The organism is Streptococcus oralis SK610 (assembly GCF_000257455.1).
Lineage (GTDB): Bacteria > Bacillota > Bacilli > Lactobacillales > Streptococcaceae > Streptococcus > Streptococcus oralis_CB.
This window is the reverse complement of sequence record NZ_AJKQ01000029.1, coordinates 54,592-66,853: the sequence shown is the minus strand read 5'-3', so window position 1 is coordinate 66,853 and position 12,262 is coordinate 54,592. Positions and strand designations below refer to the sequence as shown.

Annotated in this window: 11 protein-coding genes; all 11 read left to right on the top strand. The window is 45.6% G+C overall.

Annotated features, from left to right (window positions below; translation table 11 throughout):
• Positions 1 to 39: 39 nt before the first annotated feature.
• Positions 40 to 666 (top strand): guanylate kinase, encoded by a 627-nt coding sequence (gene gmk / locus HMPREF1115_RS10970; RefSeq protein ID WP_000775041.1) that lies wholly within the window; start codon positions 40 to 42, stop codon positions 664 to 666.
• Between the two features lie 24 nt (positions 667 to 690).
• Positions 691 to 1,005 (top strand): DNA-directed RNA polymerase subunit omega, encoded by a 315-nt coding sequence (gene rpoZ, locus HMPREF1115_RS10965; RefSeq protein ID WP_002875802.1) that lies wholly within the window; start codon positions 691 to 693, stop codon positions 1,003 to 1,005.
• Between the two features lie 65 nt (positions 1,006 to 1,070).
• A complete protein-coding gene (locus HMPREF1115_RS10960) occupies positions 1,071 to 3,467 on the top strand; it encodes a primosomal protein N' (protein WP_000951897.1) in 2,397 nt (798 codons plus the stop codon).
• A gap of 12 nt (positions 3,468 to 3,479) precedes the next feature.
• Positions 3,480 to 4,415, top strand: coding sequence for a methionyl-tRNA formyltransferase (gene fmt / locus HMPREF1115_RS10955; protein WP_000163669.1), 936 nt, complete (start codon positions 3,480 to 3,482; stop codon positions 4,413 to 4,415).
• A complete protein-coding gene (gene rsmB / locus HMPREF1115_RS10950) occupies positions 4,408 to 5,721 on the top strand; it encodes a 16S rRNA (cytosine(967)-C(5))-methyltransferase RsmB (RefSeq protein WP_002882665.1) in 1,314 nt (437 codons plus the stop codon). Before fmt ends, rsmB begins: the two co-directional genes overlap by 8 nt.
• A 15-nt stretch (positions 5,722 to 5,736) precedes the next feature.
• Positions 5,737 to 6,477, top strand: a complete 741-nt coding sequence (locus HMPREF1115_RS10945; RefSeq protein ID WP_000401527.1) for a Stp1/IreP family PP2C-type Ser/Thr phosphatase — start codon at positions 5,737 to 5,739, stop codon at positions 6,475 to 6,477.
• The gene (gene pknB, locus HMPREF1115_RS10940) at positions 6,474 to 8,375 is read left to right on the top strand and encodes a Stk1 family PASTA domain-containing Ser/Thr kinase (RefSeq protein WP_000614525.1); all 1,902 of its coding nucleotides are present in this window, start codon (positions 6,474 to 6,476) and stop codon (positions 8,373 to 8,375) included. Before HMPREF1115_RS10945 ends, pknB begins: the two co-directional genes overlap by 4 nt.
• Positions 8,376 to 8,462: 87 nt before the next feature.
• Entirely contained in the window at positions 8,463 to 9,221 is a 759-nt protein-coding gene (locus HMPREF1115_RS10935; protein ID WP_000344542.1) for a threonine/serine exporter family protein, read from the top strand.
• 1 nt (position 9,222) lies between these two features.
• On the top strand, positions 9,223 to 9,678 hold the full coding sequence (locus HMPREF1115_RS10930) for a threonine/serine exporter family protein (protein WP_000176901.1): 456 nt from the start codon (positions 9,223 to 9,225) through the stop codon (positions 9,676 to 9,678).
• A 118-nt stretch (positions 9,679 to 9,796) separates the two neighbouring features.
• Complete coding sequence (locus HMPREF1115_RS10925; RefSeq protein WP_025171025.1) at positions 9,797 to 10,969, top strand: hydroxymethylglutaryl-CoA synthase; 1,173 nt, start codon at positions 9,797 to 9,799, stop codon at positions 10,967 to 10,969.
• Positions 10,969 to 12,243 (top strand): hydroxymethylglutaryl-CoA reductase, degradative, encoded by a 1,275-nt coding sequence (locus tag HMPREF1115_RS10920; protein WP_000778360.1) that lies wholly within the window; start codon positions 10,969 to 10,971, stop codon positions 12,241 to 12,243. The genes HMPREF1115_RS10925 and HMPREF1115_RS10920 overlap by 1 nt, the downstream gene beginning before the upstream one ends.
• Positions 12,244 to 12,262 lie beyond the last annotated feature (19 nt).

Here is a 12,262-nt window from a genome sequence, read left to right as displayed (position 1 = left end):
AATTTCACTTTATTTCACAGACTAACTAAAGGAGACATAATGGCAGACCGAGGCTTGCTAATCGTTTTTTCTGGTCCTTCAGGAGTTGGGAAAGGAACGGTTAGAAGAGAGATTTTTGAGAGTTCTGAGAATCAATTTCAATACTCTGTATCGATGACGACACGTGCGCAACGTCCTGGTGAAGTGGACGGGGTGGACTATTTCTTCCGTACTCGTGAAGAGTTTGAAGAGTTGATTCGCCAAGGTCAGATGTTGGAATATGCAGAATATGTTGGTAACTACTATGGAACTCCTCTGACCTATGTCAATGAAACTCTGGACAAGGGAATCGATGTCTTCCTTGAAATTGAAGTCCAAGGAGCCCTTCAGGTTAAGAAAAAGGTTCCAGACGCTGTCTTTATCTTTCTAACGCCACCAGATTTGGATGAATTGCAAGATCGTTTGGTAGGTCGTGGAACAGATAGCGCTGAAGTGATTGCCCAACGAATCGAAAAAGCCAAGGAAGAAATTGCTCTCATGCGTGAGTATGATTATGCCATTGTCAACGATCAGGTGCCCCTCGCTGCTGAACGTGTCAAGCGTGTGATCGAAGCAGAACACTTCCGTGTGGACCGTGTCATTGGTCACTACCAGGAGATGTTGCCAAAATCTCCAACTACTCGATAAACTATAGGAAACAGGTACAAGCAAATGATGTTAAAACCCTCTATTGATACCTTGCTAGACAAGGTACCATCAAAATATTCACTCGTAATCTTGGAAGCAAAGCGTGCCCACGAACTAGAAGCAGGCGCGCCAGCAACTCAAGAGTTTAAGTCTGAAAAATCAACTCTTCGCGCTTTAGAAGAAATCGAGTCTGGAAATGTAACCATTCACCCAGATCCAGAAGGAAAACGTGAAGCGGTTCGTCTCCGTATCGAAGAAGAAAAACGCCGCAGAGAAGAAGAAGAAAAGAAAATCAAAGAGCAAATTGCTAAAGAAAAAGAAGATGGTGAAAAAATTTAAGGTTGGGGGGACTCAATCTTATTTTTTCTATTGCAAGAATTTACTGACAAGGAGGAGGTGAGAAGATGGCTATCGCAAAGATTATCGTGGATGTTCCCCTGATGCAAACGGACCAGCCCTATAGTTATAAGGTTCCAGAGGAATTTGTAGAGATGCTGGAAGTCGGTATGCGGGTCCATGTCCCCTTCGGCAAAGGCAATCGTTTGATCCAAGGGATTGTGTTGGGCTTGGAGTCCCAGTTGGATGAAGAAGTGGCAGATCAGGACTTGAAAGAGATTGCGGAGGTGCTAGACTTTTCTCCCGTCTTGACTCAGGAGCAACTCTGGCTGGCTGAGGAATTACGTAAGTCTGTCTTTTCTTACAAAATCTCCATTCTAAAAGCCATGCTTCCAGGATTTTTAAACTCCAGCTATGATAAGATTCTCTATCCTTTAGAAGGCCTAAGTCAGGCAGACAAAGAGCGCTTGTTCGGTTTAGAAGATTCGCTAGCCTTTTCTTCTCTAGATTTAGCCAAGCAGGCAGAAATGATGCGTTTGACTAGAAAAGGTCTGCTCCGCTTAGAATACCAGGCAGTCGATCAAAAGAAAGTCAAGACCCAGTCTTGGTATGAGGTTGATGCTACTCGACTAGAGCAGATTGAGATTTCTACGCGTGCTAAGAAAAAGGCAGAGCTGAGAGACTATCTGCTGTCTCATCCTGAGAGTGCTTCCTTGGCTAGTTTGCTAGAGTCCTACTCGCGGGAGCAAGTAAATTTCTTTGTGGAGCAAGGAGCTCTAACCCTAGTCCAAAAGGAAGTGCAACGCTCAGCCGCTTATTTTGAAGGCACTGAAGCCAGCCAACCTTTGGAATTGAATCCAGAACAAAGACAGGCGCGTGATGCCGTTGTCAGTGCTATTGGCAGTCAACAGCCTCCTTTCCTCCTTCAAGGAATTACAGGAAGTGGGAAGACAGAGGTTTATTTGCAGATTATCCAAGGAGCCTTGGCTAAGGGTAAGACGGCTATTTTGCTGGTGCCTGAGATTTCTCTGACGCCACAAATGACGGAGCGTTTTATTGCTCGATTTGGTGAGAAAGTAGCCATTCTACACTCAGGCCTATCCAATGGTGAGAAGTACGACGAATGGCGCAAGGTTGAGCGTGGCGACGCCCAAGTTGTTGTTGGTGCTCGATCAGCTATCTTTGCTCCTTTGAAAAATCTAGGTGTTATGATTATCGATGAAGAGCATGAAGCCAGCTACAAACAAGACAGCAATCCCCGTTATCATGCTAGAGAGGTCGCCATTTTACGGGCTCAGTACAATCAAGCAGCTCTGGTCCTTGGTTCGGCAACACCAAGCTTAGAAAGCCGTGCGCGGGCTGGAAAAGGCGTCTATCAACACTTACGTCTGACCCAACGAGCTAATCCTTTAGCCACTATTCCTGAAGTTCAAGTGATTGACTTTCGGGACTATATCGGGCAGAATGAGACGTCAAACTTTACGCCTCCTTTGCTAGAAGCCATCCAAGACCGTCTGGCTAAAAAAGAACAGGTAGTCCTCATGCTCAACCGTCGGGGTTATTCTAGCTTTGTTATGTGTCGGGAGTGTGGAACGGTGGATGCTTGTCCCAACTGCGATATTTCCTTGACTCTTCACATGGATACCAAGACCATGAACTGCCATTATTGTGGCTTTTCTAAGGGGATTCCTCATGTCTGTCCCAACTGTCAGAGTCGCAGCATTCGCTACTACGGTACAGGGACTCAGAAAGCCTACGATGAGCTGGCAGAGCTCTTTCCTCAGGCCCGCATTCTACGGATGGATGTGGATACGACCCGTAAGAAAGGCAGTCACCAAGCTCTTCTTGACCAGTTTGGCCGAGGGGAAGCAGATATCTTGCTGGGAACTCAGATGATTGCCAAGGGCTTGGATTTTCCAAATGTGACCCTAGTCGGAGTGCTCAATGCGGACACGGCCCTAAACTTACCTGATTTCCGTTCTTCTGAGAGAACATTCCAACTCTTAACTCAGGTGGCTGGTCGGGCAGGACGTGCGGAAAAAGCTGGGCAGGTCTTGATTCAGTCTTACAACCCTGAGCACTATGCCATTCGATTTGCCAAGGACCAAGACTACGAAGGCTTTTACACTTATGAAATGAGTATCAGACGCCAACTTGGCTACCCACCTTATTATTTCACCATTGGCATTACCCTCTCTCACAAGAAAGAAGAGGAGGTTGTCAAGCGTGCCTATGAAGTTATGGGAATTTTGCGCTCAGGTTTATCGGAAACTAGTAAAATCCTTGGACCGACACCAAAACCAATTGCCCGTACCCACAACCTGTATCATTACCAGATTTTGATTAAATACCGTTTAGAAGATGAGCTGGGTCCAACTCTCAATCGAGTTTTGGGCTTGACTCAAGAACGGGAAAATAGCGAGCTTCGTCTCAGTATTGACCACGAACCGCAGCAATTTTTATAAGAAGGAGAAGAAATGACAAAACTAATCTTTATGGGGACACCCGACTTTTCAGCGACAGTCTTAAAAGGACTTTTGACAGATGACTGTTACGAGATTCTAGCAGTTGTGACCCAGCCAGACCGCGCTGTCGGCCGTAAAAAAGTGATCCAAGAAACCCCAGTCAAGCAGGCTGCCAAAGAAGCAGGTCTTCCCATTTACCAGCCTGAAAAATTATCTGGAAGTCCAGAGATGGAAGCCATTATGAAGCTAGGAGCGGATGGGATTGTGACTGCTGCTTTTGGACAATTTCTCCCAAGTAAACTCCTTGATAGCATGGATTTTGCGGTCAACGTTCACGCTTCCCTTCTTCCCAAACACCGTGGTGGCGCTCCCATTCATTATGCCTTGATTCAAGGGGATGAGGAAGCTGGTGTGACCATTATGGAGATGGTTAAGGAAATGGATGCAGGAGATATGATTTCCCGTCGTAGCATTCCTATCACAGATGAGGACAATGTCGGCACCTTATTTGAGAAATTAGCCATTGTTGGTCGTGACTTGCTTTTGGATACCCTGCCTGCCTATATCGCTGGGGAGATCAAACCTATGCCTCAAGATCCTAGTCAGGTCACTTTCTCGCCAAATATTAAGCCAGAAGAAGAGAAACTCGATTGGACTAAAACCAATCGTCAACTCTTCAACCAAATACGTGGCATGAATCCATGGCCTGTTGCTCACACTTTTCTCAAGGGAGACCGCTTTAAGATTTATGAAGCTCTACCAGTAGAAGGTCAGGGAGCTCCAGGTGAGATTTTCTCTATTGGCAAGAAGGAATTGATTGTCGCAACGGCTGAAGGTGCTCTGTCTCTCAAGCAAGTGCAGCCAGCTGGTAAGCCTAAGATGGATATTTCTTCCTTCCTCAACGGTGTTGGACGCACATTGACAGTAGGAGAACGATTTGGTGACTAAAGTAGAAACGGCTAGAAGTCTAGCTCTAGCAGTGTTAGAGGATGTTTTTGTCAACCAAGCATACTCAAATATTGCTTTAAACAAATACCTCAAGGGGAGTCAGCTCTCAGCAGCAGACAAGGGTTTGGTGACAGAGATTGTCTACGGAACGGTAGCCCGAAAACTGACTCTGGAATGGTACCTGTCCCACTTTATCCAAGACCGGGATAAGCTAGATAACTGGCTCTATATCCTGCTCCTTCTGAGTGCCTACCAACTTCGGTATCTGGATAAGATTCCTAATCACGCTGTAGTCAATGAAGCGGTAGAGCTAGCTAAAGCCCGTAAAAAAGGTAGTGAAAAATTGGTCAACGCCGTCCTTCGTCGTATTTTGCGAGAAGGCTGGCCAGATATTGACAGCATCAAACGCAAAAACAAGCGTGATTCCATTGCCTATTCTCTCCCAGTTTGGCTCGTGTCTAAACTCAAGGAAGAGTATGGTGAAGAGCGAGCACAAGCCATCTTTAAAAGTCTCTTGGTGCGCAACAAAGCCAGTATTCGTGTAGCCGATTTGAGCCGAAAAGAGGAAATCAAGGCCGTGTTAGAGGCGACTGATTCCCCTTTGGCAGCCACTGGTCTGGTCAAGGAGCAAGGCCACTTTGCAGGCCATGATTTGTTCGCAGAAGGGGCTATAACCATCCAAGACGAATCCAGTCAACTGGTTGCTCCGACTCTTGATCTACAAGGTGATGAACAGGTCCTGGATGCCTGTGCCGCTCCGGGTGGGAAAACAGCCCATATGGCCTCTTACCTCACATCCGGTAAGGTGACGGCTTTGGATCTTTATGATCATAAGTTGGACTTGATCCAAGAAAATGCGGAGCGTTTAGGAGTAGCAGATCAAGTGCAAACGCAAAAATTGGATGCCAGAAAAGTGCATGAGTTTTTCGGTCGGGACTCTTTTGATAAGATTTTGGTAGATGCTCCCTGTTCTGGGATTGGACTTTTACGCCGCAAACCAGACATCAAATACAATAAAGAAACAGCAGATTTCACATCCTTACAGGAAATTCAGCTGGAAATATTAGGTAGTGTTTGTCAAACACTACGAAAAGGTGGTATAATAACGTATAGTACCTGTACTATTGTCTCTGAGGAGAACTTTCAAGTTGTTGAAGCATTTTTAGAAAGTCATCCAGAGTTTGAACAGGTAAAACTAGAACACGAATGCAAGGATATCTTGAAAGATGGTTGTATCTTAATCACTCCTGAACTATACGGAAGTGATGGATTCTTCATTAGCCAATTTCGCAAGATATCAGAATAGGAAGGAACTGACACAATGGAAATAGCATTATTAACAGATGTTGGTCAGAAACGGACAAATAATCAGGACTATGTCAATCACTTTGTCAACCGAGCAGGACGCACTATGATCATCTTGGCTGACGGGATGGGAGGCCACCGTGCAGGTAATATCGCTAGTGAGATGGCGGTCACAGATCTCGGTGTGGCTTGGGTGGATACCCAAATCGACTCAGTCAATGAAGTTCGTGAGTGGTTTGCCCACTACCTGGAGATTGAAAATCAAAAAATTCACCAACTAGGTCAGGACGAAGCATACAGAGGCATGGGAACAACGCTAGAAGCTGTTGCTTTTATTGACAACCAAGCCATCTATGCTCACATTGGAGATTCTCGTATCGGTTTGATTCGTGGAGAAGAATACCACCAGTTGACCAGTGACCATTCTTTGGTCAATGAATTGCTCAAGGCTGGTCAATTGACTCCAGAAGAAGCAGAAACTCACCCTCAAAAGAATATCATTACCCAGTCCATCGGACAAAAAGATGAAATCCAGCCAGATTTTGGGATGATTACACTGGAGTCAGGAGATTATCTCTTGCTCAATAGTGATGGTTTGACCAATATGATTTCGGCAAGCGAGATTTATGATATCGTAACCAGCGATATTTCCCTAGCAGACAAGGCGGCAACCCTCATTCGCTTCGCTAACAATGCAGGAGGTTTAGACAACATTACGGTTGCCCTTGTTTACATGAACGAGGAGGCAGCAGAATGATCCAAATCGGCAAGATTTTTGCCGGGCGGTATCGGATTGTCAAGCAGATTGGTCGAGGAGGCATGGCAGATGTTTACTTGGCCAAGGATTTGATCCTAGACGGGGAAGAAGTGGCAGTGAAGGTCCTGAGGACCAACTACCAGACAGACCCGATTGCTGTGGCACGTTTCCAACGTGAAGCGAGAGCCATGGCGGATCTGGACCATCCTCATATCGTTCGGATAACAGATATTGGTGAGGAAGATGGTCAACAGTACCTAGCTATGGAATACGTAGCAGGTCTTGACCTCAAGCGTTATATCAAAGAACACTATCCTCTTTCAAACGAAGAAGCAGTTCGGATTATGGGACAAATCCTCTTGGCGATGCGCTTAGCCCATACTCGAGGAATCGTTCACCGGGATTTGAAACCTCAAAATATCCTTTTGACACCTGACGGCACAGCTAAGGTCACGGACTTTGGGATTGCCGTAGCCTTTGCGGAGACCAGTCTGACCCAGACCAACTCAATGTTAGGCTCTGTTCATTATTTGTCACCTGAGCAAGCGCGTGGTTCTAAAGCGACTTTCCAGAGCGATATCTATGCGATGGGGATTATCTTCTATGAGATGCTGACGGGACATATCCCTTATGATGGAGATAGCGCGGTTACGATTGCCCTCCAGCATTTCCAGAAGCCACTTCCGTCCGTCATAGCTGAAAACCCATCTGTCCCTCAGGCTTTAGAAAATGTTGTTATCAAGGCGACTGCTAAGAAGCTGTCAGATCGTTATCAGTCTGTTTCAGAAATGTATGTGGACTTGTCAACTAGCTTGTCTTATAATCGTCGCAATGAGCCGAAACTGGTCTTTGACGATGCGAGTAAGGCAGACACTAAGACTTTACCTAAAGTTCCACAAAGTACACTGACATCGATTCCTAAAGCTCCGGTGCAAGAAGAACGCCCTCAGCCAAAGAAACCAACTCAACCAGTGGCAGAGCCGGCTCCAGCGCCAAAGCCAGCCAAGAAACGGAAGTTTAAGGCTCGCTATATGATTCTTTTTGCTAGTCTTCTATTGGTTGCAGCCTCTTTGGTCTGGATTTTGTCAAGAACACCAGCAACGATTGCTATTCCTGACGTAGCTGGACAAACCGTTGCAGAGGCTAAGGAAGCTCTTAAAAAATCCAAGTTTGAAGCTGGTGAAGAAAAGTCAGAAGCCAGCGATACCGTAGCAGAAGGACGTGTTATTCGAACGGATCCAGAAGCTGGTAGCGGCCGAAAAGAAGGAACCAAGGTCAATTTGATTGTTTCTTCTGGGAAGCAATCCTTCCAATTGAGCAATTACGTTGGACGCAAGTATACGGAAGTTGTAGCTGAACTCAAGGAGAAGAAGGTACCTGAAAATCTAATCAAGATGGAAGAGGAAGAATCCAGCGAAAGCGAACCTGGAACCGTCCTCAGACAGACTCCTGCATCAGGTTCGACCTATGATCTCTCAAAAGCTACTACGATTACCTTAACAGTAGCTAAGAAGGTGACTAGTGTCAGCATGCCGAACTACATTGGTTCAAGCCTCGAGTTTACAAAGAATAACTTGACTCAGATTGTCGGTGTGAAGGAAGCAAATATTGAGGTTGTAGAAGTATCGAATGCTCCTGAAGGAACGGCAGAAGGAACTGTTGTAAGTCAAACGCCAAGAGCAGGAGAACTGGTTGATCTTGCAAGTACGCGTATCAAACTTTCCATCTACAAACCAAAAACACCGCCGTCAACTTCATCCTCTAATCCTGCCCAACGTGGGAACCAGGGTTCTCCTACAAGTCCAAACCAGGGGAACCAACAAGGAAATCAACAAGGGAACACTCCTTCTAGCAGTTCATCCAATAGTGAAGGAACTCACGAAAGTTCTCGAGATTAAACGAATCTTTGTCATGATTTCATGACAAAGATTTTTTTTCACAAGATTTTGTGATAAAATATAGGGAGTAGAAAAAAGGAGGAGAAAATGGACGAATCGAGAGAGTTGAATGCCGTCATTGATGTGATTATGCTAGCAGGAACCATTCTCCTGAAAAGTGGCTCAGAGATTCATCGGGTTGAGGATACTATGATACGTATTGCCCATTCGCAGGGAATAATGGATTGCAATGTACTTGCCATGCCTGCAGCTATTTTCTTTTCTATCGAAAATACCAATATTTCTCGGATGAAACGGGTGACCTCATCCTCTTATAACATTGAAAAAGTTTGTGATGTCAACCAAGTATCACGGGAGCTTGTGGGCGGGCAGATTGATCTCTCGACAGCCTTTAAAAAGCTCAAAGAAATCGGCAATCAAGCCCTTCCTTATACCAAGTTCCAAGTGACTGTAGCAGCGACCCTCAGTGCCCCTTTCTTCTCGATTATGTTTGGGGGCAATGTTTATGACGCTTTTGGTGCAGCTATTGCGACTTTATTTGGATTTGCCTTCTCTCTCTACGTAGAGAAGTTTGTCCGCATTCCTTTTGTAACAGCCTTTGCGGGTGCCTTTGTTTTCGGATTGATCGCCCAGTTCTGGGCCCGCTATACAGGATTTCCTTCGACGGCAGACCTGATTATAGCAGGAGCGGTCATGCCCTTTGTTCCAGGGATTGCTCTGACAAATGCGGTACGGGATATCATGACCAACCATATCAACTCTGGTATGAGCAAGATGTTTGAATCTTTGCTCATTACCCTCGCTTTAGGGGCCGGCACCTCAGTCGCCCTGGTTTTGATGACATAAGATGACTCTAACAAGTATTTTGCTCCAAGCAGTGGCGAGTTTACTCGCCATTATCACCTTTCTAATCGTACTGAATGTTCAACGCTCCATGCTCCTACCTGGTGGTATTTTGGGAATGGGCGTTTGGCTCCTCTATCTCGTCCTCAAAGAACCAACCAATGTTATTATCGCGACCTTTATCGCAGCAGTAATTGGCTCTTGCATCAGCCAGATTTTAAGTATTGTCTATAAGACACCAGCGGTGGTCTTTGTCTTGGCTATTCTTGCCCCCTTGGTGCCGGGTTATTTATCCTATCGAACAACAGCTTTCTTTGTGACAGGAGATTACAGCCATGCTATTGCTAGCGCGACTTTGGTGGTTATGTTAGCCCTCGTTATTTCTATTGGAATGGCAAGTGGAACGGTGATTTTAAAGCTTTATTACTACATCCGAAAACAACAAGGAATCTCTTCCTAATGCAGTCAAAGCAAAGACTTGATTTGTTGAATCAAGTCTTTTTTCTCTCTTTTGTTTCTATTTGTGATAAAATAGAATGAAACGATTTTTTACAATGAATGAAAAAACAGAGGTAAATATGACAATCGGTATTGATAAGATTGGTTTTGCGACCAGTCAATATGTCTTGAAATTACAAGACTTAGCAGAAGCGAGGGGAGTTGACCCCGAAAAATTTAGCAAGGGACTCTTGTTAAATGAAATTAGTATTGCGCCACTGACTGAGGACATTGTTACCTTGGCAGCTAGTGCAAGCAACTCTATTCTAACAGACAAAGAAAAAGAAGAAATCGATATGGTCATCGTGGCGACTGAGTCAGGGATTGACCAGAGTAAGGCAGCGGCAGTCTTTGTTCATGGTCTATTAGGCATTCAGCCTTTCGCTCGTAGCTTTGAAATTAAAGAAGCCTGCTATGGAGCGACAGCTGCCCTTCATTATGCTAAATTGCATGTGGAGAATTTACCAGAATCAAAAGTCCTAGTCATTGCCAGTGATATTGCCAAGTATGGTGTGGGAACTCCTGGTGAGCCAACTCAGGGTGCTGGAAGTGTGGCGATGTTGATCACCCAGAATCCGCGCATTATGGCCTTTAACAATGATAATGTTGCCCAAACGCGCGACATCATGGATTTCTGGCGTCCGAACTATTCAAGCACTCCTTATGTAAACGGCATGTACTCGACCCAACAGTATCTTGATTGCCTGACAACGACTTGGGATGAATACAAGAAACGCTATGATTGGACTATGGATGACTTTGCGGCTATCTGCTTCCACTTGCCTTATCCTAAGTTAGCCTTAAAAGGCTTGCGCAAGATGATGGACAAAACTTTGTCTAAAGAAAAACAGGATAGTTTGCAAGAGAACTTTGACAAGTCCATTCTCTATAGTCAGATGATTGGGAATATCTACACAGGTTCCCTCTTTCTCGGCCTCCTCTCTCTTTTGGAAAATGCAGAGACTTTGAAGGCTGGAGATAAAATTGCCCTCTACAGTTACGGAAGTGGAGCGGTTTCAGAGTTCTTTAGTGGAGAGCTGGTTGAAGGCTATGAGGCCTATCTCGACAAAGAGCGCTTGAGCAAACTCAAACAACGTACAGCATTGTCTGTTGCAGACTATGAAAAAGTCTTTTTCGAAGAGGTGCAGTTGGATGAATCTGGTTCAGCCCAATTTACAGCTTATGAAAATCAAGACTATGCCTTGGTTGAAATTGTCGACCACCAACGCCGTTATAGCAAGGTTGAAAAATAATGAAGTTAAGTTGGAATGGATTTTCTAAAAAATCATACCATGAGCGCCTGGAGTTGCTGAAAGCTCAGGCGCTCCTTAGTCCTGAAAGGCAAACCAGTCTCGAGCAGGATGAACAAGTCAGCTTGGCTGTTGCAGACCAGCTGAGTGAGAATGTGGTGGGAACTTTTTCTCTGCCTTATTCCATCATTCCAGAGCTTGTGGTGAACGGTCAGGACTACACAGTTCCCTATGTGACAGAAGAACCGTCTGTGGTTGCTGCAGCCAGCTATGCCAGCAAAATCATCAAACGGTCAGGTGGCTTTACTGCTCAAGTACATCAGCGCCAGATGATCGGTCAGGTAGCCCTTTATCAAGTTGCTGAACCTGAAAAAGCGCAAGAGAAGATTGCCAACAAGAAAGTGGAGCTCTTGGAACTTGCCAATCAAGCCTATCCTTCTATCGTCAAACGTGGTGGCGGGGCGCGTGATTTGCATGTAGAGCAGATCAAAAGTGAAACAGACTTTCTAGTTGTTTATCTCCATGTCGATACCCAGGAAGCCATGGGAGCCAATATGCTCAACACCATGCTGGAAGCCTTGAAGCCAGTCTTAGAAGAACTCAGTCAAGGACAGAGTCTCATGGGAATCCTGTCCAACTACGCGACCGATTCTCTGGTGACTGCAAGCTGTCGTATCGCCTTTCGCTACTTGAGTCCCCAAAGGGACCAAGGACGAGAAATTGCGGAGAAAATAGCCTTGGCTAGCCAGTTTGCGCAGGTTGATCCCTACCGAGCGGCTACCCATAATAAAGGGATTTTTAATGGTATTGATGCTATTTTGATTGCCACGGGTAATGACTGGCGTGCCATCGAAGCTGGGGCCCATGCCTTTGCCAGTCGAGATGGACGCTATCAAGGTCTCAGTCAATGGACGCTGGACATGGAAAGAGAAGAATTGGTCGGTGAGATGACCCTACCCATGCCGGTAGCGACCAAGGGTGGCTCTATCGGTCTCAACCCTCGTGTAGCCCTCAGTCATGAACTACTAGGAAATCCTTCAGCTAAGGAATTAGCTCAGATTATCGTGTCCATCGGTCTTGCTCAAAACTTTGCGGCCCTCAAAGCCTTGGTCAGTACGGGCATCCAGCAAGGCCACATGAAATTACAGGCCAAATCCCTAGCTCTCCTAGCAGGTGCTAGTGAGTCCGAGGTTGCTCCCCTCGTTGAGCACCTCATCGCAGATAAAACCTTTAACTTAGAGACAGCCCAGCGCTATCTCGAAAACTTAAGATCATAAAAAACTCAGACGAATTCGT